Source organism: Spirillospora sp. NPDC052269, assembly GCF_040679435.1.
Classification (GTDB): domain Bacteria; phylum Actinomycetota; class Actinomycetes; order Streptosporangiales; family Streptosporangiaceae; genus Spirillospora.
On record NZ_JBFAUU010000016.1, the window covers coordinates 46,591 to 68,410 of the forward strand.

Genomic DNA, 21,820 nt, shown 5'->3' on the forward strand with positions numbered 1-21,820 from the left:
GACATGACGGGGTGGAGTACGTGATGGGTCCTTGGTCATGTTCGCCCGCCTTCACGTGCGTGGTTTCCGTGAAAGGATATGCCGATTTGCATGAGAGCTTGGCTGGTTCGACTATCTTTGGTGAGCGCACCTGCGCGCCTAGTGCACCGGGACCTGACCTTGATCAGCGTTCTGGCGCTGATCACTGAGCATCTTGTCTGTTACACAGGCGGCACATTACGCCAGATCAGAGCCGACGAGATCCGTTCTGCTGCTCCGCAAGTGCTTCGTTCCTCAGCTTGCAGCGCTGTGCAGGGGGAGGAGCGAGGCCCTGACAGCTCCTATCCTCTGAAACGAGTCATGCTCGGTTTCGGCTTGTCGGTGGTGGCGGATAGGCTCGTCCTCTCGTCTGCTCCGAGGAGTCATGAGAGTGAAACCGCGTTACGCGCTGGCGTGCTCGGCTGCTGAACTTGCCGAGATGGACAGCAAGCATCTGGCTGAGACGCTGGAGGAACGAGTGCGGAGGATCTTCCGAAAGAAGCCTACTCCAGGGGAGTTGGAGTCTTGGATGGTCAGCCCCAAGACGGTCGCCGAGGTACTGGTCAGTGTTGGGCTGGGTGGGGTAGTGGTGCTCTTGGAAATGAGCACTCTGTCGAGTGAAGCCCGCATTGACATGCTCCTGGTTGGATCTCACCCCGAAGCTGGCGAACTGTCGGTAGTCGCAGTCGAGAACAAACAGTGGTCGGAACTGTCTGTAATTCCTCGCACTGGCAGGATCATGCATCGAGGGGCGAAGCCTGAGGGCAGCCAGCATCCGTTGGAGCAAGTTTGGGACTACTGCAAGGCGGTGCAGCATAACCTGCCAATGTTGCGCCGGAGATTTCATGGCGTCGTGAATTTGCACAATGCAGGCCCTGAGAGAGTGGCCATGCTTCTTCCTCCAGCTTATCAGATTCGAACTGACGTAGATCTTTTCCGGTTGCGTATTTTTGGCGGCAATTCAAAGGCGCGCCAGGAAATGGGGAAATTTCTGACCTCGGTCCTTAGTGCCGATGGCGCCTCCTCTTATCATGAGATGATTGATCGGGCACACGTTCGCCCGAGTGAGGATCTCATGATCGCGGCGCGCGAAGCGGTGCGTGGGCGGGCTTTGCTCCCTTTGCTCGATGAGCAGCGACGAGCGGTTGATTTGGTATTCAAAGCGGTAGAGGAAGGATTCACCGCAAATGAAAAGCAAGTCTTCATCATCACTGGTGGCCCTGGAACTGGAAAGTCGGTTCTAGCACTAGAATTGCTCGGAATGCTAAATGGTATCGGCAGTCCGACAATGCACGCCTCCGGCAGCACGGCATTTGCTCAAGCGCTGCGCGAACACGTAAAAGGACGCCGTGGAAGTGTGGATTCAGTCTTCACATACTTCCATCAACATCGGCGTCGAGAACGCAATCATTTGAATGTCTTGATATGTGACGAGGCGCATCGACTTCGAAAGAATTCGAGCTTGCAATATGATGCGAGAGATGACCGGTCTGAAACTCCACAGATTCAAGAACTTATCGACGCGGCTCGCGTGCCAGTATTTCTCTTGGATCCACTTCAAGTAGTGCGACGCAACGAGGTCGGCACTCCTGAAGAAATTCGTCGCATTGCTCTGGGGATGGGAATAGGCGAAGAGCGTATTCATCACATTGAGCTGTCATGCCAATTCAGGCAGCATCTGTGCCCTGAGTACGTCTCTTGGATCGAGTCCCTTCTCGGCCACCGGGATATCCCCCGCCCATGGGACGTCGACGAAGAATTCAAGTTGTTGAGGGCAGACAGCCCGGAGCAGATGGAGGATTATCTACGCATGCAGCTGGCGCTAAAGCGCACTGCACGTCTCACCGCCGGCTACTGTTGGAAGTGGACAAAAAATCCCCAGCCTGGAGGGCGTCTAAAGAATGATATAAACATCGGGGGTTGGGTGCGCCCCTGGAATGCCGAGAAGGCAAATAGACGAAGGAATATCCCTAGTAAGGAGATGTGGGCAACCGACCCAAACGGCTTCGAGCAGGTTGGCTGTATCTATACTTCCCAAAGCTTCGATTGGGACTTCGTTGGCGTCATCATGGGGACAGATTATATTTGGCGCGATAGTAGGTGGATTTCCGCTAAGAATGAAGACAGGGAATCTGGAGGTCCCAATAGGGATCAGCTTGTACGGAATATCTATCGGGTTTTGGCTACTCGTGGAAAATACGGTGCAGTGCTCTACTCTGTCGACCCTGGCACGAGGAGCCTATTGGCAACGTTGAACGTTCCGTCTGTTGAGCAGGAGTTGACGAATCTGCGTGACCAGCATCCCGAGCTGGAAAAAGCGCAACTGCGAACCTCTTATCGTCTTGATCCTGTGCAGGGAGAGCTTTTTGGGCTGGATCTCGACTAAGTTGCGTTGGCCTCGTTTGCCTTGCTCCCTGAGGCCTTTGGCAGCGCGTCCACGCGGGCTACCTTGATGTTTAGTTGAGTTTCCTCACTTACTCTACGTGCTTCGCTGTCAAGTTGCCTCCACCTCTCCTGCATTGCCGGAGTGTCGGAATCTTTGACAACAAGGAAGATGGCGTCTGCCACTTCTTGGCCTTGCATGTAGATGGGGGTTTGAATGTGCAGGCCATTCCAAAATTGGCCGTGCTTGAGCTTTTTGATCTCGAGTAGAATTCGCATTCTACGGTCTCCCGTAAATGTAAAATCGACAGGCCCTCTTCCGGTCTCTACTTCGCGATCAACGCGTACCCCTGCCATGGCACAGTAGCCCTCGACGACGCCCAAAAATAGCAATTGCATGTTTGTCTCTGGAATGGTTTCTAGCTTGGCGAGATTCTTCCAGAAGACTCTCCATCCGCCCTTATTTTCAACCCACTGACGGAACCTTTCAATTACTTCCTCGACGAAATCCATTAGTTCTTGAATGTTGGTGATGGAGGGCAGGTGTTCGGTGTCGGATTCCCGGAGTGCGTCTTTGGCTACTTTTCTCCATTTTACCAACAGTTTCGGGTCTCGGTCTACGTCGTAAGGCTTTGACCCGCGGGACTCTTGTGTTTCAATCCAAGCTCTTACGGCTGATTGAGATGAGCGTGCAGCCGAAATGATTTCTTTCTTGCGAACATTTTCAGAGATATGTAGGTTCAGGTCTAGGCGTAGCGAGTCGTCTAGAGAGTCGTACCAACTGGAGGCGCTAAGAGTTGGTAGTTCCCTCAGAAATCTCTTCGGCGTCAATAGGATTGGCTTCTGAGTGTCAGGGTCGACCGGAAGGAGCTGTCGCTCTGCGGTCCACCGGCGCCGCGATTCATCGAAGTGACCGTGAGGAACCATAACCTCCTGCATTGCTATTCCAAGAGAATGGCATGCGTGTTGTGTGTACTCGATGAAATTTGGCTTCAACAGGTTGCAGGTGACATCCGAGATCCGGTCCTTGTCGATCCCGGGAACAAGGATTCCCAGTTCCTCGAAGTGTCGGATATCTTCAAGGCCTCTTTTGATCGCCTCGCTCATGGCTTCGACGACTTTCTTGGCAAGTCCGCGGCCGTTTCCTGACCCATTGCTGCTTGCTTCTACATATCCGAGGCGAAATTCACGCGGCTCGGGAAATTCCATGAGAGATAGAGTGCGTCGATAATATTGATGCGACTGCTTCAGTCCACTCCGGGCCAGCAATTCAAATGCATTATGAAAATAGTCCATCATGCTATCGTGAGCCTGATTCCATCTCGGGTCTTCATCCGAGAAAATCAGGAATGGATCCACAAATAGCAGAGTGTCGCGTTCAAGTAGCGCGTCAAACCAATCAAAATCTTCCGGGTTTTCGATATTGAATGCTTCGCTGAAGTACATTTCCACCTCCAGGTTGGATCTTAAGTCATTCGTTGGAGGTGGTGTAGCTATAGTCGTGTATCCAACCTTGTCCGAAAGTGGTCAGCTACATTCGATTGGTGAGGAAGACCTTCTGCTCACTGCCCTCGCCGTGTCGGTGGCAGGCGTTGGTCGCAGTCCGGCCGTTGGATCCAAGTAGACCGCTCCGGGGCAGCCTCAGATGGGTGTCGAGGCGAGGCGAGGCGTTGGGGTGGCGCGTTCACTTGTCCGACCTGGATGGCAAGGTCGGATGTGGCTTGGTGGTTGTTGCGCTAGCCCAAACACCGGTGAAGCTGGATAGGTACGTGCTGGCCACGTCGTCGTCATCTGCGTGCCGCAGATGGAGGACGGGTGCGTCGGATGCGGCTACCCCAAAGGCGTGCGGATTGACCAACAGGTCCTCGTCGGCTCGGTAGATCGAGTTGTAGAGCACTGTGTCATGGAGCCGGATCTCAACATTGGGCGAGTTGCGGATTCGCTCGTACAGGACGAGGGCGTTACGGGTCTTTGCAGCGAGGGAGTCGCCGAGGCGTTCGTCCTCACCCCGTTTGCGGATATGTGTGCCATCGGGATCTCCGAGCAGGATGCGGACAGTGACGCCCACGCGTGCCCTGTCGGCGAGGGGGCGGATGATGCCGGAGTCCTCGGCGAGAAAGAGGCCAGCGTAGACGAGAATGTCGATCTCGTGCTTGGCGCGGTTGAAGTGACGAAGCCAGACGGTACGAGGGACGGCCCAGCGGTGGGGGTATACGCCCAGGACAGTCACCGGGGGAGGCTCGGGCGCCGAGTTGCTCGGGGTGAGACTCGGCCAGATGAGCACCTCATCCAACTTCAGCAGGTCGGCGAGATTCTTACGATGGCGGGGGTAGGGAAGCCGGCCGTCGATCCAGCGTTGGACGGTCTTGGGATCGACACCGAGGCGGCGCGCCACCTGGTGATGGGTGAGGCGCGCATCGGCGAGGGCGCTGCGCAAAAGGTCGTTCACCTAGCCTCCCGGAGCTGGCGTTATGCCAGACGCTAACAGAAGACGTCCCTAGACGTCCCTAGTTGCCGGTGGAGACGTCCCGGCGTCCGGACGAACCTCTTGCACAAGCCCGCCGAGTCACTGCCCGTAGCGATCGACTCGGCAAGCTCCCACATCCGTGACCTGCGACGAGGAGTCGCCATGCCCTTCGAAGCGCCGCGCGGCGGAGACCGCAGCGCCCCACCGACACGACCCGAGACAAAGCCGCCCGCGCACCTCAACAGCAAGCCGTCCACCGACGACCAGAGGCTTGCCGACCTGCGTGAGGAGTTCAGCGGTCACCGCATCTGGCGCTCCCCGCGCAGGGACGGGGGCCTCGGGAGTTGGATTGCCACCCTGCATGACCCGACGCAGGGCGTCGATCCCACGGTCATTCGCGACAGCGCCGACCAGTTGCGAAGTGCGTTGCTGGAAGAGCGGGATCTTGCGGAACGGCGGGGTGATCGGCCGTGACCGTGCTCGGTACCGACTCGTCCGGCGAGGGCCCGGCGTACTTCACCCCCTCTTACCGGCCGATGCCGGAGCATGAGCCGCTGGTCCTCCCCGTGCCCTGCTGGCTCGCTGACGCGTGGACGGGCTTCCGAACGCGCCGTCACCTCAACCGGTTGGAGCGACGTCTCAACCGGCTCGGCTGGCAGACCAAGCACCTGTACCAGTGCTCCCCGCCGTTGCTTCGGGTCTTCTCTGAGGCTGCACCGTCCATCGGTGAGCACCTCTCTGCCGTGCGTGGCACGGACGGCTGGGCGTACTGGAGCAGCACGGGGGATCACCTCGCCGACTGCGACGACACCATCAATGCCGCGCATGCGCTGACCACGTGCTTGGGCCCGTGGCTGGTCGCCATCCTCACCACGAAGCCGGTTCAGGACTGATGTCCCGTCCGGCTGGCAAGCACCGCCGGAACCGTCGTCCGGCGCATGCGCGCACCGAGACCGACGCGGCGGGACGGACGGCGTCCGCTGGGTACCCCCGTACCAGTGGATCATCCCGTCCCGCCGCGTCATCCACCCCGCTTCCACCTGTCCACGAGCGGAGCGGCGGACGCCACCGACGCGGGCTTGCGCGACGCATCATCGGCTCACTGGTGGATCTGGAATGACACAGGACATCCCGTCCAACCGGGAGGCTCGGAGTTCCGACTCCGAGCCTCCCGCATGTGTCCCGCTTGGTGACGGACGGACTCCATGGGGCACCTACAAGCGCATCGCCGCCGTACTCCGGACGCGCGTGGTGGAGGGCACCTATGAGCCTGGTGCGCGTATGCCAGGCGAACACGCCCTATGTGCTGAGTTCGCGACCACGCGCAACACCCTTCGCCGTGCACTGGACATTCTCCAGGCGGAGGGCCTGATTGAGGTGCACGCGGGCATGGGGCGGTTCGTCCGTGACGGCGGCGCCGAGGAACGGCCGCCTGTTCGCCCGGTCTACCAGCGCATCGCCGCTGATCTGCGCGCCCAGATAAGGAACGGTGATCTTGTGCCGGGTGCTGCCCTGCCCAGCGAGCGTGAACTTTGCGAGCGCTATGGTTGCGTCCGCTTCACGGTTCGGCAAGCGCTCGCCGAACTAGAAGCCGATGATCTCGTGGAGGCTGTGCAGGGGAGGGGACGTTTCGTCGCCTCAAGACGTCCCTAGATGATCCCCTGACGTCCGTGGATGTCTGCCCCCGCGCTCTTACCGTCGAGTACATGAGCAATGCAGCCAGGTGGGCGCGGGACCTCGCCCGAGAACACCTTGAGTCACCGCTTCCGCGTCGTTGGGCGCACACACAGGGCGTAGCCCGACAAGCCCGCACCCTCGCCCCGATGCTCGGCGACCAGGCGGACCTTCTCGAAGCCGCCGCCTGGCTGCATGACATCGGCTATGCCCCCGACCTTGTCGATACGGGGTTTCATCCCTTGGACGGAGCCCGTTACCTCCGCGACGTCCAGTGCGCCAGCGACCGCCTGTGCCGCCTGGTCGCCCATCACTCATGCGCCATGGTCGAGGCCCGTGAGCGCGGCCTTGCCGACCTCCTCGTCAGCGAGTTCGGCGCGATACCTCCCGACCTCACCGAAGCACTCATCTACTGCGACATGACCACGAGCCCGAGCGGCGACTACCTCCCCGTTGAACAGCGCCTCGCCGAGATTCTGTCGCGCTACGGAGACGGACACCTCGTCACCCGCTCGATCACCAGATCATCGCCAGTCTTGATCGACGCTGTGCATCGGGTGTCTGCGGAACTTGGAGAGCGCTCCCGTTCCGCCTGAGGTTGTGTCGAGCGGAGGAGTGTCGCCGGCAACTGCGATGCTTCCTGCATGTCCCCCGCAGACCCCTACACCTCCCGGGCTGAGGCCGAGAACTGCGACGTGATCGGTGATCCCTCCGAGGACGCCATCTTCATGCTGCTTGAGGACCTAAACAGCACGGACAACACGTTCGTGATCATTGAGCCGATCAAGCCGGAGCTGGGGTGGTACGTGTCGATCGCTCTACTTGCATCGGGGGAGTATGAGGTCGAGTTGCGTGATCCTGACACCCGTGAGCACGAACTGACCGTACAGACCGACGTCGGCTGTGTCGCAAAGGAAGTGACCGTGTGGATGGCGTTGCGTCCCAGCTCACCACGTCCGCCCCTTCGCGACGAATGACGTGAGTGTTCAGGCGATGATCGGGCTCGCTGGACGTGCAAGGTAGTGGCCGATGCGCAGGCGCATTGAGCGGTCCATCCGGCGATCTGCCGCCGTCTCAGCCGGGACCCACAGCACTTCGCGTGATTCGTCGCTGGGCCGGGGCGCGCCGCTGACCGGGCGGGCGGTGAGCAGGATGGAGAATTCCTGTCGGACTTCGTCGTTGCTGGTGTAGTGGATGAGGTGTTTGGGGTCGGAGTAGAGGCCGACGAGTCCGGTGATCTCGCAGTCGATCCCGGTTTCTTCCTTGGTCTCGCGGACGCCGGCTTGGGCGATGGATTCGCCGAGGTCGATGGCTCCGCCGGGGAGGGCCCAGTTGTCGTTGTCGGTGCGGCGGATCATGAGGATCTCGCCGCCCTCGTTGGTGACGACGACGTTGACGGATGGTACGAGGCTGTTGGCCTTGGGGGCGTTCGGGTCGTCGTAGTAGTCGATCCTGCGTCCCATGCTCACGCCTCCGGTGCCAGGGGCTTGGCGGCGTCCCAGACGCGTTCGAAGCTCTCGCGGTAGGTGCTGACGATCTCGCCGCCTGGGATCCTGCGCATGTGCCAGAACGGCGCGTTGCTCGCTGGCACGCCGTAGACGTGGGTGTTGACGAACAGTTCGTCGTCGGCGAAGTAGATCGAGTTGTAGAGCACGGTGCTGTGGAGCCGGAACTCGACGCCCTCGACGGCGCGGAGCGGCTTGTAGAGCGAGATGACGCTTCGGACCTTGGCGGCCATGGTTGCGCCGATGCCTTCGTCCTCGCCCCGCTCGGAGACTTGTGACGAATCCGGGTCTCCGAGGAGGAAGCGGACGCGGACACCTGCACGGGTCTTGTCGGCTAGGAGGCGGTGAACGCCGCTGTCTTCGGCGAGGAACAGTCCGCTGTAGACCAGGATCCCGATCTCGGTTTCGGCGTCGGCGAAGAGACGTCCCCAGGCGTCCCGGGGGACGGCCCAGCGGTGCGGGTAGATCGTGACGATCTCGCTGTTGGATGCGGACGCGACCTGGTCTGTGGTGAGCGCGTCGGGCCAAAGGTAGGTCTCGTCCGCGCCGAGGAACGAAGCCACAGCTAGACGGGTGCGCCGGTAGGGCTGGCGGTCTTGGGTGACCCAGCGTTCGACCGTCTTGGGATCGACGCCGACTTCTTCGGCAAGCGCGGCGATCGTGATCCGCTTCTGGAGAAGAGCGGCGCGTAGGCGTTCGTTCGGCATGCACCCGTCCGGGACTGGGACGACTTCGGGACGTCTCAGCCTACGGAGACGTCTTGAACACGTCCAGTCATGCGGTGATCTCGTCCCGCCACGTCGGAGCACTCTCGATCACGTAGCGCACACAGCCCGAGTTGCTTCGCCGGACACGGGCCCTGCGTAAGGGAGGCACCGCATGTACTACCTCGGAAGCACCCTCGACGGCTGGAGCCGTCGCTGCCCCTGCGGCGCGAACGCCACCACCAACTACGGCCAGTGCCGCAAGTGCCGCGCCCGCAGCCGCTACGCCATCAACCGCGCCCGGCGCTTCGGCCGCTTCTTCCGGACGGGACGGTAACCCGTGATGATCCTCGTTCTCGTCTCCATCATCGCGGTGTTCTTCGCCGGGAGCATCTGCGGCATCTTCGCCCTCATCGTCCTCGGCACCCACGCCGAGGAACGCCGCGCCCGCACCAACAACGCCCCCAGCACCGCCGGAACCGTCTCCAGGCGCGTCCTCAGCACCCGGACCGGCGACAAGCCGCCGGTGAAGGTCGGGGCTGGTCGATGAGGACGGCTCGCATGCCGCGCATCATCACCGGCCACGCCTGCTCGTGCGGCGCTCGCATCGAGCCCGGCAAGCGCGGCTGCCGCAAGTGCCGCGCCCGCGCCCGGTACGAGCGCCGCCGGCTGGGCTCCCGCTACCCCGACCTGTGGAACTGACCGAAAGGAGGTGAACCGCTCCGTGACCATCACCGTTCCGCTCGTGGTCCTGGTCGGCGTGGCCGTGTGGATCGCCTGGCGCTACATCGGCCTGCGGGTCTGGCACCTGGTCTTGTGCCTGGTGTTCGGGTTCCTGCTGGCGTCCAGTGCCGCCGCGCCGAGCATCGACCGCCTGCTCACCGGACTCGTCCGGATGGTCACCACCAAGCACTGACCGGCCCCCGGAAGCGAAGGAGGGATGCCGAGTGCCCAACACGCCACGTCGACCACGGTCAACCTCACGGAGGTCCGCGAGAAGAACCGTATCGCCCGAGAGGTCGTCTCCTACCTCGATGACGCCATCCCGTCCATGGCTGAACTGTGGTGGCGCATCTACGCCGCCCTCGCCGACACCCTCATGTTGATCGTGGAGATCAACCGCCTCAACGCCGCCAACCGCGGGCTCCGCACCGACTACGTCAACCTTCTCGCCGCCGCCCGCGCCCTCCTCGGCGCGGCCGAGGAGGGCACCGACCCCGACCCGCTCTACTACGTGCGCGACGAGGTCAATGCCCAACAGCAGCGCCACCAGGACGGCGCGTGAGCAGCCGCAACGCGCAGATGCGGCGGCACGCCCGCAAGATGCGCCGCAACGGCCTACAGCCCATGGTCGTCATCGACGCCAACGACCGGCTTCCGGACCTGGTCGCCGTGGTCTTCGCGCGGGCGGTGTGGCGGTACCGTTCCGAACTCGCTCCGCCCGCCCTCGCCTTCACGCTGTTCTTCGTGGGCGCGTCCCTTCACGTCACGCATCCGGCGTGGTGGTGGCGCGCCCTGGGCGGCGCGACACTCGCCGCGTGGCTGGTCGCGTTCTTCGGTGGACGGGTCGGTCTGTCGCTGCGCGCTGAGCGGTACTACGCCGCCGCCGTGGTCATCGCGGCGGGGAGCTGGCTGGCGTCCGCCGTCGGCCTTGGCGCGTTCTACGGGCCCCTGCCTCAGCTCCTCGCCGCGCAGACGGTCGCCTTCGGCGTTCCGTGGTGGGCGCACCGCAGACGGCGCGCACGCGTCCGTGTTGAACGGCAGCTCGCCGCGTGGCCGGAGATCTCCAAGGCCATCGGACTTCCCGGCTCACGGCTGCAATCGGCCGTGGTGGACGTGTGGGGATGGCGGGCGCGCTTCGCCCTCGCACGCGGTCAGACCATCCAAGACGCAACCGCCAAGATCCCCGCGATCGAGTCCGCCCTCGGCACCTTTCGAGGAGCCGTCCGTGTGCTGCCCACGCGCGATGACAAGGCCAACCGGTTCGAGCTGCGCGTCCTCGACCTCGACCCGCACGGCGACGCCATCCCATGGCCCGGACCGTCCGTCACGACCATCAACGAGCCCATCGACCTCGGGCCGTTCGAGGACGCCACGGCCGCGCGCATCCTGTTCCTGCGCCGACACGGCCTCATCGGAGGCGTCGCCGGGTCCGGGAAGAGCGGTGGGATCAACGTCCTCATGGGCAACCTCACCGCCTGCCGCGACGTCGTGATCTGGGCCATCGACCTCAAACGCGGCATGGAGTTGCAGCCGTGGGCGTCCTGCATCGACCGCCTCGCCACCACACCCGAGCAAGCCCGCGTCCTGCTGCGCGACGCCGTGGCGGTCCTGGAAGCCCGCGCGTCCTGGCTCGCCGCCCACGGCCGTCGAGTCTGGGAGCCGTCCCCGGACATGCCCGCCCTGGTCATCGTCATCGACGAGTTCGCTGAACTCGCCGAGGACGCACCCGAGAGCGCCGGCGACACCGACTCGATCGCGCGCCGCGGACGGGCCGTCGCCGTCCAGCTCATCGCCGCGACCCAGCGTCCGACGCAAAAGGCCATGGGACGCGGCGCGGTCCGCTCCCAGATGGACGTCAGGGTCAGTTTCCGCGTCCGCGAACGCAAAGACGTGGACCTCATCCTCGGACAAGGCATGCTCGCCGCCGGATGGCACGCCCACACCCTCAACGCGCCCGGCAAGTTCCTGCTCTCGGCACCCGAACACGACGTGCCACGCCGCGCCCGCGCCTACCTTCTCACCGACGAGACCGTAGCCCGCACCGCCGAACACCATGCCGACCACCGGCCCGCACTCGACGCCATCTCACGGACAGCCATCGAAGAGGCCCAAGCGGGCGTCACCGCACCCAGCAACGTCCCCGGATCCACCATCGGTACCGGAGACACAGAAGACCCTGACGCGGCGCTCATGGCCGTCCTGGACGGAGCGCCGGACGAGGGTACGCCCGTCCAACTGATGATCCAGGCGACCGGGATGAGTCGCCCGTGGATCTACCAGAGGCTCCGGCACCACGCCCAGAACGGCCGCGTCACCCAGGTCTCCCGAGGCCGATGGCGCGCCACCGACCACCACCCTCAGTAACTCGTCTATGTCTACGTCTCGCGCGCGCCTGCACGTAAGGGACGAACGCGAGACGTAGACGAACGCGAAGGCAATCACTCACCGTGACAAACAGAGGTGATCGCTACGCCCGATACGACACCCGAGAGATCGGGAGACAAGGGGGTGAGCGTGCAGGCATACACCGTCGAACAAGTCGCCGAGATCCTCCAGGTCGGACGCGACAAGGTCTACACCCTCATTCGCACCGGCCGACTCCGCAGCATCAAAATCGGCAAGCTGCGCCGCATCACCGACCAGCACCTCGCCGAGTTCGTCGCCTCCCTCGAAGACGCCCACCACTGACAGACCGGAGGGCGGCCCGCCAAAGGTCGCCCTCCGAACCGAGGGACGTCTAGGGACGTCTTGAGTTATCGTCCGAGGTGAGGCCGCGCCCCCAGCGCGACAGACGGGGAGGTTTCTCTTGGCGAAAATTATGATCGGCAAGTACGAGGCCACGATCTACGAGGAGGGCAATGGCTACACCGGAGCCATCTCTCTCGGCTTCCTCCCGGACGGGAGGCGCAACCATGCCAAGAGGAAGGGGCGCACCAAGGACATCGTCAAGGCCAAGCTCAGGAAGCTCGCCGACGAGCTTGAGAAGGGCATCGAGAACTCGGCCAACTACACGGTCGCCGAGGCGGTCGAGGACTGGCTTGCCAGGGGCCTCAAGGGCCTCGACGACGAGACCGTGGTGAACTACCGCGGTCTCGCCAACACGCACGTGGTTCCGCTCATCGGCAAGGCCAAACTCGCCGACCTGCGCGCGGACGATGTCGATGACTGGCTCGAAGGACTCACCGACGTCCTGTCGACGCGCACGCTCCGCCTCGTTCACGGGTTGCTCAAGCGCGCCATCCGGCAGGCCCAGGCGCGTGACAAGGTGCTCCGCAACGTCGCCGAGTTGGTGAAGACCCCGACGGGCAAGGCTGGGCGTCCGAGTCGGGCCCTCACGTTCGACCAGGCGAACGCCGTCTTGGAGAAGGCCAAGTCCTCCCGGCTGCACGCCTACGTTGTCATCAGTCTGATGACGGGCGTCCGCACCGAGGAGGCGCGTGCCCTCCGCTGGGAACATGTCGTTGCGTGGGATGCGAAGCGCAAGGCATGGCGTTTGGTCTCTGAGGCCGGGTTCGGGCACAAGCGGTTCGCGCTCTACGTCTGGCGCTCCGTTCGCAAGCACGGTGACACCATGACGGAGAAGTCCCGGCGCACCCTGGAGCTTCCGATGCAGGCTGCCGAGGCGCTCAAGGCGCACCATGCTCGCCAGGCGGCGCAGAAGCTCAAGGCGGGGGAGCTTGTGGCAGCACAACGACCTCGTGTTCTGCTCGCCGACCGGGACGGCACTCGACGCAGTGAACGTGCGGCGCGCGTTCCGCCTCTTCGCCAGGAAGGCGGGCATCGGTGAGAAGTGGACGCCTCGCGAACTTCGGCACTTGTTCGTCTCGATCATGAGTGACAGTGGGGTCCCGCTCGAGAACATCGCTGACCTCTGTGGGCACTCGTCCACGGCGGTCACCGAAGAGGTCTACCGGCACCAGCTCAAGCCGGTGATCACCAAGGGCGCGGAGGCCATCAACTCCGTGTTCGGTCGCAGCGAGTCCGCGTAGGTCCGGTGTAGGTGGCTCCCTGTTTGGCTTCCTGGGTACTTCGGGGAACAGAAAAAGGGCCCCGGAGCTGTGCTCCGAAGCCCTTTCTGACCTGGCTTAATGCCTGGTCGGGACGGCGGGATTTGAACCCACGACCCCTTGACCCCCAGTGAATTATGAACGTTCAAACGGACGCCTGCAGATCTTGCTCATCCGTGAGAAGATGCAGGTCAGAGGCCTAGAGTGAATGCTGCAAGGTCATTCTGAGTCCGGCCCCGTCCGGCCGAGTTCACTAACGAACGACTAACAAACGATCACTCGGGGGAGTGGCGTTGGGATACACGATCAAGCGGATGAACCGCCACGGCAAGCCGCGCTACACCGCCTGCTACGAAGATCTCAAGGGGAAGATCGCCTCTGCCGGGACCTACTCGTCCAAGAAGGACGCCGAGAAGGCATGGCAGCGTGCTGAAGCTGAGGTCGGTAAGGGGCGTGACGTCAACCTCAAGCGAGGGCGTCAGACCTTCAAGAAGTACGTCGAGGAGACCTGGCTCCCCAACCACGAGGTCGAGCCGACCACGATGCAGAGCTACCACTACTCGATCTACAAGCACGTGATGCCGGAGTTCGGCGGGATGCGGATGATGGACATCCTCCCCGAGCACGTCCGCTCCTGGATCAGGCGGATGAAGAAGGACGGCGTCTCCGCCGCGACCATCCGCTACAACAAGGTCGTACTCAGCGCGATCTTCACCACCGCGCTCAACGACCAGGTCGCCTACATCCACCCCTGCAAGGGCGTCCGTTCCCCCACCGTCCCAGAGAAGCCTCTGGAGATCATCACTCCCGAGCAGTTCGACGACCTCTACCGCCGGCTGCCCGATGCCGACTCCAAACTGCTGGTCGAGACCGCCATCGAGACTGGCCTGCGCTGGGGTGAACTAGCTGAGCTGCGCGTCCGCGACCTCAAGACCCGCTCGCGCATCCTGACCGTCAGCCGGGCCGTAGTCGAGCTGAACCCCAAGTTCCATCCCGAGGGCAAGCGCTTCCTGGTCAAGGAGTACCCCAAGGACAAGGAGTGGCGCCGCTTCAAACTCAGCGAGCAGATGGTCGACAAGCTGGAAGACCACATCAAGTCCGAGCGACTCGGCCGCGACGATCTCCTGTTCGTCTACCAGCCCGACACCATGACCGAGCGCGTGCCCAAACCTGCTCCCGACCCCGACAAACTCGGCTGGACAGACGAGAACACAAAGGGTCACCGCTACCGCCACGGCACACTCAGCGCCTACAACGCCGCCAAATGCCGCTGTGACCATTGCAGGCTGGCCTTCGCCCTCTACCGAGCCCGCCGCCGTTCTGCGGGCAAGGACGATCCAAGGCTGCCCCGTCGCCGAGAGACCGACGGCCACATTCCCGCCAACTGGTTCCGCAACCAGGTCTGGAAGCCCGCTCTCAACACCGCCGACCTCGACATCAAGGTCCGTATCCACGACCTCCGCCACGCCCACGCCTCCTGGCTCTTGGCAGGCGGCGCAGACCTCCAGGTCGTCAAGGAACGCCTCGGGCACGGCTCAATATCCACCACCGAGCGCTACCTCCACACCCTCGATGACGCCGACGACACCGCCCTCGCCGCCTTCGACAAAATCCGCAGCCGCCGCCGAACCACCCCCTGAAAGCACCATTACGGCCACCAGCTCAACTGGACCGTGGATGGCTCACCACCTCAAGTTGCCCTGAGCCCGTCTACCTAGTTCGGCTGCAGGGCGATCCGAGGTGATCGCACAATGGAGCCCGCCACGCATGGCCCGTCCGTCACGTTGCCGATGCGCACCCCTGGGTCCGGCAGCGATCATTAAACGGTCGGAAGGAGCATCGACATCACCTCGGCACGACCTCACGGGAAACCGATCCACCACGCACGCACCGCTTGGCACTGCGATGGCTCTCCTACACCTGCTGGAGGCCCCAAGATCGCTGTTCGCCACAGACCGCGCCAGCCCCGACACTTTACGGGGGCGGCGTCACAGCTACCGTGTCCGAATTGTCGGGCTCGCATGAAGTGCTCGAAGCTGATGCTGTGGCCGCGTAGACGTGCAGGTCAGCAAGAGTGCTCCCCGCGCACGCGGGGATGGTCCCGAATTCACACGCGAGCCGGACCACCAAAAGAGGTGCTCCCCGCGCACGCGGGGATGGTCCCGTCCGGCGTGGTCTGGACCTGGCCCGCCCCTGGTGCTCCCCGCGCACGCGGGGATGGTCCCCCCAACACGGCCCGACTCATCCCCCGCAAGTGGTGCTCCCCGCGCACGCGGGGATGGTCCCAGGCCGACGTGTGACCAGTCGTCCGGCACGGTGTGCTCCCCGCGCACGCGGGGATGGTCCTAAAGGGACCTGGGTGTCCAAGGTGCGGCTGGCGTGCTCCCCGCGCACGCGGGGATGGTCCAAGACCGGTACGCCCGTTGAGCAGTTCAACGTTGTGCTCCCCGCGCACGCGGGGATGGTCCCCGCGACCGTCTGGCCCTGTCTTGCTGGGCTGAGTGCTCCCCGCGCACGCGGGGATGGTCCCGACGTGCGGAGCGCGGCCAGGACGGCCAGGGCGTGCTCCCCGCGCACGCGGGGATAGTCCCAGGGCCACCACACTCACGGAGATCAGGCCGGGGTGCTCCCCGCGCACGCGGGGATGGTCCCTCGGGATCGAGCATCGCAACGACCCCGACCATGTGCTCCCCGCGCACGCGGGGATGGTCCCACCCATCAGGGCGGCACCAGCACCGAAGGCGAGTGCTCCCCGCGCACGCGGGGATGGTCCCATGGTCGGTGACCTCATCGCCACCCACCTCGACCAGATCCGCCAGACCCTCCCCCCGAACTCTGGCCCGCCGGCCGACGACGACGAAGACGGCGACTGGTAACCCTGCACGGACTTGCCGCCGCGCAGACAGCGGACGAGTCCGAACACCGGTGTGACGATGAGCCGATGAGCGCCCCAGACTCACCCGGAAAGGCCATGACCCCGCGCAAGAAGCGCGCACTGGAGATCTCCGCGCGGGAAGCCGAGCTTCACAAGCAACGCGTCGCGTTCGAACGCGAACGCTCCCGGCTCTACCAGCAGACCGGCCAACCCCAAGGGAAGGCGACCTGGACCGAAGAGGAGCACACGGTCCGGGCCGAGCTGAAGGGCCTGGAGGGCGAGCGCGCCGAGCTGCTCGACCAGGTCGACGCCGAGCAGGCCAAGCTCCGGTCCCAGCAGGCCGAGTTCGAGCGGGCCCGCGCCGCGGCCCGCGCGGCCGGACGCAAGAAGCCCCCCGCCAGCGCGAAGGAGCAGAAGGTCCGGGACAGGCTCGCGGTGCTGCAGAGCGAACGCGCCCACCTCGACGGCACCGTCCAGCGCGACCGGGACACCGCCCGGCAGGACCAGGCCATCTGGAACACCGTCCTGGACGCCACCAGCTGGGACTCCTCCTACTGGTGACCCACCCACACCAGCCCCGCAGCAGACGTACACCAACCCGCCGCAACCACCCCCAACGGGCCGCCTACCGGTCTGGCCAAGTACTAGGCAGAAATAACTAGGAAGTCACGAATTCTCCTCACGAAAAAACAGCATGTTGTGAAAGGGACGGTCGCACTATCGGGCCAAATGCTCCGCAAAGGACGGGGCATCCGGGCGGCACCTTGGTCACGCGGCTTATCGTCGTGCTCGCAGTTGAGTTCGTCCGGGCCGCGCGCGCCGGATGAGCCGGCCGCAGGGGTCTCCCGGTGCCCCCAACCAAAGCGCCGGGGGAGGAGGACGCTCGATGAGAGCGCTCCGACAGCGGGACGAGTCGTCCGGCCGCTACTGGCGGCTCCGGACACGGCTGGAAGTGATGAAAGCCGTGGCCTGGGCCGTTATCGAGTGGATGCGGTTCGGCGACCCGTCAGGGCCCTGGCTCTAGCCAGGCGTCCAAAGGGCCCCCATCCCGGGTGAAGTTGACGAGCTGCACCGGATGGGGGCCCTTTCGCGTCGCGGCATACACAGCGATGGCGACACCGCAAGAGGCAAATCCACAAACATTGCCCCGGCGAGCCTACGACCCGGTCCTTCAAGCCGCAGCATTAATCGACCACCGCACATCAAACGAACCCTGGGCACTGGTGGGCTCAGAGGGCTGCCGCCCTCCGAACCTCCCGCACCCGAGGCAGTCAGCTGCCCACCGAGCGCGCGGGGACCTGTCAGCGAGGGGCAGCTGACCACCTCGGACCCACCACCGCACCCCGATCCCGCACAGGTGTCCACCGGTCCACACCACCGCCCACCGCGGCCCTGACGGCCTGCGTACCGTGGAGACAGCCAACCAGCGGATCAGGCCACTAGGAGACCCCAGGCCCATGACTGCATCCACCGACGGCGCCCGCCGGATCGGCGAGAACATCAGAGCCGCCAGGATCTACCGGGGCCTGTCCCTCAAAGTCACCGCCGAACTCGCCGGACGATCCAAAAGCTGGTTCAGCAAAGTCGAGAACGGGCAGACCCGCCTCGAACGCCGCGCCGACATCCGCGCCCTGGCGAAGCGCTCGAGGTGGCCGCGTCCGACCTGCTCGGCGAACCCGCACCGGCGATCCGTCCCCAAGGCCGCTCCTACGGCGACGTCGTCCGGCTCCGCGAAGCGCTCCTGGACTCCTCCCTGGACTGCCCGCCCGACCTACCGCCCCGCCCGCTGCCCGCGCTGGCGGAACTCACCAACGGCCCCATCCGAGAGCAGCGCAGAGCCGCGGCCGACGCCGACCTCACCACCTCCCTGCCCGGCCTGATCGCCGACCTGCACGCCCACGCCGCCCAAGGCGACGAACCCGACCGGCAGACCGCGCTCCGGCTCCTCGTCGTGCTCCCCGCGCACGCGGGGATGGTCCCCACGGGGTCCGGGTGGGCGGCCAGGGCAGGCAGTGCTCCCCGCGTACGCGGGGATGGTCCCTCGACCAGCTTCGCGAGCGCGCCGAGCAGGCCGTGCTCCTCGCGCACGCGGGGATGGTCCCCAGGCCCAGTCGGGGGTCCGGTTCGACTATTTGTGCTCCCCGCGCAGGCGGGGATGGTCCCGGGGGAGAGAGCAGTGACCTGCTCGTTCAGCGGTGCTCCCGCGCACGCGGGGATGCTCCCAGGCACGTTGTCACCAACAGCGGCCGGACGATGCCCCCTTGCGCTCGCGAGGATGGCCCTGTGCCCAAGCGGACGCCAGCCGAGAACCTGGTGCCCGTTGCGCGCCTTGACTGCCCATTCAGATTGGTGCTGCGGCTCTGAGTACCACTGGCGTTGTGCTCATGTCGCTCGAGTGCTGCTCGCGCAGGGGCGATGCTCCCATTCAGCTGCTGGGCGCCTACTCCTTGATCGGCGCTCCTGTGCATGTGGGGACGGGCCTCATGTGGCCTACGGGTTGCGGGTGCTGGTTCGGGTTTTCGAGCATGTTAGGGAGATGAGGCGGCGTCGGTGGTTCGAGCTTCTGCTGCAGGTCGTGTTGGTGCTGGTCGCCAGCTTGTTCGCGATCGTTACGAACTTCGCGACGAACGGCGATCACGTGTCCAGTCTGTTGCGCTGGCTCCAGCGGGCGGCGGTGCCCGCAATCTTGGTACTCGTCGTTGTGCTCGTTGTGGGGCATGTCGTTGCCTTCCGGCTGAGCGCACCTCCTCCGCCGCCGTCCCGCATCTGGGATCGATCTCGAACGCCGTACCCCGGCCTGGACGCGTTCACGGAGGACGAGGCGGCGGTGTTCTTTGGGCGTGAGGTGCAGACGCTCGAGTTGGTGCGACGGCTGCATGATTCGCCTCAGCGTCCTGCCGAGCGGTTCGTCCCTCTGGTCGGTGCGTCCGGTATCGGGAAGTCGTCGTTGGCGCAGGCGGGGGTGATTCCGCGGCTTCGGGAACGGCGTTGGGTGGTGTTGCCGGTGGCAACGCCCGGTGCCAACCCGGTGGGAGCGTTGGCGGCGGTGTTGGCCGAGGCGGACGGGCGGACGGATGCCTCCGCGCTGCAGCGCCGAATCCGCCGTTCGCCGGACGGGTTGGCCCGCGTCCTGGCTGAGCTGCGGCGCCTCGGTCCGCGCCATAGGCGCGTTCTGCTGGTGATCGACCAGTTCGAGGAACTGATCACTCTCGCCGGAGATCGAGACCGGGTGCTCTTCTTGGAAGCGATCGCGGAGGCGCTCCAGCGTGATCGGCGGTTGTGGGTGTTGGCAACCGTCCGAATTGAGTTCCTGCGCGATCTGCTGGACACGGCGCAGGTCGAGTTGTTTCAGAACCCGGTGGCGATCGGGGCGCTCACCCAGAAGCAGTTGAAGCAGATCGTCAAGCGGCCAGCCGAGCTGGCGGACTTGAGCTTCGCACCAGGGCTGGTCGACGCGATCGTGGACGACGCGGAGACCGTCGACGCGCTCCCGCTGCTCGCCTACCTCCTCCAAGAGTTGTACTTCGCAGCCGGCCCCGGAGGCACGGTCACTGAAGACGCCTATCGCGTTCAGGGAGGTGTCCCGGGCGCGTTGGCCCGCCAGGCAGACCTGGTCATGGCCGAGCTCGCAGGACAGGACGGAGTCGAGAACGTCCTTGCGGTGTTGCTGAAGTTCGTCACCGTGGACGGGCAGGACGCCACCCGCCGGCGCGTCCCGCTCCACGAACTGACCTCCGCCGAACGAGCTGTGGTGGACGCCTTCGTCGACGCCCGGCTGCTCGTCACCGACCTTGGTGACGGGCAGCCTCTCGCCCAGGTCGCGCACGAGGCGCTGTTCCGCCAGTGGCCGCCGCTGCGCCAGGAGGTAGAGGCTCGCATCGAGCAGCTGCGGCAGCGGGCCGAACTGGAGCGATGGGTAGTCGACTGGGAACGCTCCGGGCGCAGCCGCGACTACCTGCTGACCGGGGACCGTCTTGTCCAGGCCGAGTCCTGGTGTGAGGCATTGCAGCAGGCCGGGCAGGCGCCGACGGTAGCCGATGCCCTCATCGGGGCGTCCAAACGGCGTGACCTGGCCTTCTTGCGGAGAGTCTCGGAAGGCATCGGTGAGCACGTGATCGCCAACGCCGAGCAGTATCCCGAATTGTCGATCCTGCTGTCGGCGTTGTCGGAGTGCCCGCCGACTCCTGCCGCCGTCCGGGCGCTGCTGTCCGCGCTGGCCTTCAGCCACCTGAGCCACGTTATGAGAGGCCACAGCGACGTCCTCCGCGGTCTTGCCTGGTCCCCGGACGGACAGAGAATCGCCACCGCCTCCTCCGACGGCACCGCACGAGTCTGGGACGTCAACCCGCGCGGGGGCGAGCGTCTCCAATTCGCCGGCCACCAAGCGCCGGTCCGTGCCCTCGGCTACCGTGCACCGTCAGAGCGCCAGGGTGCAGAAACACGGGGCTGCTGGTCGCAGGATCGGATGACCACACCCTCCGCGTCTGGGCCGCCGAGACCGCCGACCCCGTGGACATTCTCACCGACCATGACGCTGCCGTCCTCGGCGTTACCTTGACTCCGCACGGCCTCATCACAACCTCGAGCGATCGCACTGTCCGCCTCTGGACGGGGCTCGTCGACGGGCCGCCCAGTGCCACCATCCCGTACACGAGCGGCATCCCAGAAGCCGTCGCCGGTGTGGACCTTCGTTTCGCCACGGCCAGGGTGGCGCGGAGGATCAGTCCGTCATTGACGGGACCATCCCCGCGTGCGCGGGGAGCAGACCGACGACAGCACCGTCATGTGAGTACCGCCGGGACCATCCCCGCGTGCGCGGGGAGCAGAGGTTGTGGATCAGTCCGGCACGTTGGAACCAGGGACCATCCCCGCGTGCGCGGGGAGCAGGGCTACGTGCCCGGCCGGGACGAGTCCACCGAGGGACCATCCCCGCGTGCGCGGGGAGCAGGCCGGACCGGACGGCGACATCGAGGTTCCCGAGGGACCATCCCCGCGTGCGCGGGGAGCAGGAACCCGTCATCCAAGACGCCGAAGGCTGCGCGGGACCATCCCCGCGTGCGCGGGGAGCAGGCCTTCCAGATCCGCCACGCCTCAAGGTCGGTGGGACCATCCCCGCGTGCGCGGGGAGCAGTGCGGCGACGAGATCCGCGATCTGCGCGCCGCGGGACCATCCCCGCGTGCGCGGGGAGCAGGGCCGGTGGTGTTGTTCGGGCCCGTGGGCGGCGGGACCATCCCCGCGTGCGCGGGGAGCAGCCGATCTGCTTGTTCCGGCTACGGGGCCGGTTGGGACCATCCCCGCGTGCGCGGGGAGCAGAGACTGCCGGAGCTGGTGAGCGCCGCGGAGCTGGGACCATCCCCGCGTGCGCGGGGAGCAGGGGTGCCTACCCTCCCGAGTCGATACCCGACCGGGACCATCCCCGCGTGCGCGGGGAGCAGCCGGCGAACGCCGAGCCAATCGCGCGGAT

23 protein-coding genes, 2 pseudogenes and 2 CRISPR repeat arrays are annotated in these 21,820 nt (G+C 64.8%); of the genes and pseudogenes, 21 read left to right on the plus strand and 4 right to left on the minus strand.

The genetic code is table 11. The annotated features are described in order from the left end of the window. Positions 1-457: 457 nt before the first annotated feature. A complete protein-coding gene (locus AB0L06_RS30805) occupies positions 458-2,404 on the plus strand; it encodes a DUF2075 domain-containing protein (RefSeq protein ID WP_500234634.1) in 1,947 nt (648 codons plus the stop codon). Here AB0L06_RS30805 and AB0L06_RS30810 read toward each other — a convergent pair. Together AB0L06_RS30810 and AB0L06_RS30815 are read right to left on the minus strand one after the other, a co-directional pair. Further along, the gene (locus AB0L06_RS30810; protein ID WP_500234635.1) at positions 2,401-3,846 is read right to left on the minus strand and encodes a DUF8370 family protein; all 1,446 of its coding nucleotides are present in this window, start codon (positions 3,844-3,846) and stop codon (positions 2,401-2,403) included. The genes AB0L06_RS30805 and AB0L06_RS30810 overlap by 4 nt on opposite strands. Before the next feature lie 238 nt (positions 3,847-4,084). Continuing rightward, complete coding sequence (locus tag AB0L06_RS30815; RefSeq protein ID WP_500234636.1) at positions 4,085-4,849, minus strand: DUF5919 domain-containing protein; 765 nt, start codon at positions 4,847-4,849, stop codon at positions 4,085-4,087. A gap of 180 nt (positions 4,850-5,029) precedes the next feature. Between AB0L06_RS30815 and AB0L06_RS30820 the strand changes: the two genes are divergently transcribed. From AB0L06_RS30820 to AB0L06_RS30840, 5 genes are all read left to right on the plus strand, one after another. Next, on the plus strand, positions 5,030-5,341 hold the full coding sequence (locus AB0L06_RS30820) for a hypothetical protein (RefSeq protein WP_500234637.1): 312 nt from the start codon (positions 5,030-5,032) through the stop codon (positions 5,339-5,341). Further along, complete coding sequence (locus tag AB0L06_RS30825) at positions 5,338-5,760, plus strand: hypothetical protein (protein WP_500234638.1); 423 nt, start codon at positions 5,338-5,340, stop codon at positions 5,758-5,760. The genes AB0L06_RS30820 and AB0L06_RS30825 overlap by 4 nt, the downstream gene beginning before the upstream one ends. A gap of 331 nt (positions 5,761-6,091) precedes the next feature. Further along, positions 6,092-6,520: a GntR family transcriptional regulator gene (locus tag AB0L06_RS30830; protein ID WP_500234810.1), complete on the plus strand. Its 429-nt coding sequence runs from the start codon at positions 6,092-6,094 to the stop codon at positions 6,518-6,520. A gap of 53 nt (positions 6,521-6,573) precedes the next feature. Continuing rightward, entirely contained in the window at positions 6,574-7,137 is a 564-nt protein-coding gene (locus AB0L06_RS30835) for an HD domain-containing protein (protein ID WP_500234639.1), read from the plus strand. A 48-nt stretch (positions 7,138-7,185) separates the two neighbouring features. After that, positions 7,186-7,518 carry a hypothetical protein gene (locus AB0L06_RS30840; RefSeq protein ID WP_500234640.1) on the plus strand — a complete coding sequence of 111 codons (333 nt, stop codon included), beginning with the start codon at positions 7,186-7,188 and terminating at the stop codon, positions 7,516-7,518. A 9-nt stretch (positions 7,519-7,527) separates the two neighbouring features. On the opposite strand, the gene AB0L06_RS30845 is transcribed toward AB0L06_RS30840, so the two are convergent. Together AB0L06_RS30845 and AB0L06_RS30850 are read right to left on the minus strand one after the other, a co-directional pair. Then, positions 7,528-8,004 (minus strand): NUDIX domain-containing protein, encoded by a 477-nt coding sequence (locus tag AB0L06_RS30845; RefSeq protein WP_500234641.1) that lies wholly within the window; start codon positions 8,002-8,004, stop codon positions 7,528-7,530. Between the two features lie 2 nt (positions 8,005-8,006). Next, on the minus strand, positions 8,007-8,753 hold the full coding sequence (locus tag AB0L06_RS30850; protein WP_500234642.1) for a helix-turn-helix domain-containing protein: 747 nt from the start codon (positions 8,751-8,753) through the stop codon (positions 8,007-8,009). 172 nt (positions 8,754-8,925) lie between these two features. Between AB0L06_RS30850 and AB0L06_RS30855 the strand changes: the two genes are divergently transcribed. From AB0L06_RS30855 to AB0L06_RS30925, 15 genes and pseudogenes are all read left to right on the plus strand, one after another. After that, the gene (locus AB0L06_RS30855) at positions 8,926-9,087 is read left to right on the plus strand and encodes a hypothetical protein (protein WP_500234643.1); all 162 of its coding nucleotides are present in this window, start codon (positions 8,926-8,928) and stop codon (positions 9,085-9,087) included. Positions 9,088-9,093: 6 nt separating this feature from the next. Then, complete coding sequence (locus tag AB0L06_RS30860) at positions 9,094-9,300, plus strand: hypothetical protein (protein WP_500234644.1); 207 nt, start codon at positions 9,094-9,096, stop codon at positions 9,298-9,300. An 11-nt stretch (positions 9,301-9,311) separates the two neighbouring features. Next, positions 9,312-9,452: a hypothetical protein gene (locus tag AB0L06_RS30865; RefSeq protein WP_500234645.1), complete on the plus strand. Its 141-nt coding sequence runs from the start codon at positions 9,312-9,314 to the stop codon at positions 9,450-9,452. Between the two features lie 22 nt (positions 9,453-9,474). Next, positions 9,475-9,666, plus strand: a complete 192-nt coding sequence (locus AB0L06_RS30870; RefSeq protein WP_500234646.1) for a hypothetical protein — start codon at positions 9,475-9,477, stop codon at positions 9,664-9,666. 24 nt (positions 9,667-9,690) lie between these two features. Further along, the gene (locus tag AB0L06_RS30875) at positions 9,691-10,035 is read left to right on the plus strand and encodes a hypothetical protein (RefSeq protein WP_500234647.1); all 345 of its coding nucleotides are present in this window, start codon (positions 9,691-9,693) and stop codon (positions 10,033-10,035) included. Continuing rightward, positions 10,032-11,837, plus strand: coding sequence for an FtsK/SpoIIIE domain-containing protein (locus tag AB0L06_RS30880; RefSeq protein WP_500234648.1), 1,806 nt, complete (start codon positions 10,032-10,034; stop codon positions 11,835-11,837). Before AB0L06_RS30875 ends, AB0L06_RS30880 begins: the two co-directional genes overlap by 4 nt. Positions 11,838-11,981: 144 nt before the next feature. Beyond that, positions 11,982-12,161: a helix-turn-helix domain-containing protein gene (locus tag AB0L06_RS30885; protein ID WP_500234649.1), complete on the plus strand. Its 180-nt coding sequence runs from the start codon at positions 11,982-11,984 to the stop codon at positions 12,159-12,161. 130 nt (positions 12,162-12,291) lie between these two features. Further along, on the plus strand, positions 12,292-13,260 hold the full coding sequence (locus AB0L06_RS30890) for a site-specific integrase (RefSeq protein WP_500234650.1): 969 nt from the start codon (positions 12,292-12,294) through the stop codon (positions 13,258-13,260). After that, a complete protein-coding gene (locus tag AB0L06_RS30895; RefSeq protein WP_500234651.1) occupies positions 13,172-13,462 on the plus strand; it encodes a tyrosine-type recombinase/integrase in 291 nt (96 codons plus the stop codon). Before AB0L06_RS30890 ends, AB0L06_RS30895 begins: the two co-directional genes overlap by 89 nt. A 311-nt stretch (positions 13,463-13,773) precedes the next feature. Continuing rightward, a complete protein-coding gene (locus AB0L06_RS30900; protein WP_500234652.1) occupies positions 13,774-15,120 on the plus strand; it encodes a tyrosine-type recombinase/integrase in 1,347 nt (448 codons plus the stop codon). Positions 15,121-15,554: 434 nt separating this feature from the next. Further along, positions 15,555-16,253: a CRISPR direct-repeat array (repeat unit 28 nt; unit sequence GTGCTCCCCGCGCACGCGGGGATGGTCC). A 168-nt stretch (positions 16,254-16,421) separates the two neighbouring features. Continuing rightward, positions 16,422-16,916 carry a hypothetical protein gene (locus tag AB0L06_RS30905; protein ID WP_500234653.1) on the plus strand — a complete coding sequence of 165 codons (495 nt, stop codon included), beginning with the start codon at positions 16,422-16,424 and terminating at the stop codon, positions 16,914-16,916. A 325-nt stretch (positions 16,917-17,241) separates the two neighbouring features. Further along, the gene (locus tag AB0L06_RS30910) at positions 17,242-17,379 is read left to right on the plus strand and encodes a hypothetical protein (RefSeq protein WP_500234654.1); all 138 of its coding nucleotides are present in this window, start codon (positions 17,242-17,244) and stop codon (positions 17,377-17,379) included. 433 nt (positions 17,380-17,812) lie between these two features. Further along, entirely contained in the window at positions 17,813-18,235 is a 423-nt protein-coding gene (locus AB0L06_RS30915) for a helix-turn-helix domain-containing protein (RefSeq protein WP_500234655.1), read from the plus strand. 656 nt (positions 18,236-18,891) lie between these two features. After that, positions 18,892-20,682, plus strand: a pseudogene (locus AB0L06_RS30920) (nSTAND1 domain-containing NTPase); the annotation flags it as partial. Between the two features lie 182 nt (positions 20,683-20,864). Then, a pseudogene (locus AB0L06_RS30925) lies at positions 20,865-20,915 on the plus strand (hypothetical protein); the annotation flags it as partial. A 176-nt stretch (positions 20,916-21,091) separates the two neighbouring features. Further along, positions 21,092-21,791: a CRISPR direct-repeat array (repeat unit 29 nt; unit sequence GGGACCATCCCCGCGTGCGCGGGGAGCAG). The last annotated feature ends 29 nt before the right edge of the window (positions 21,792-21,820 follow it).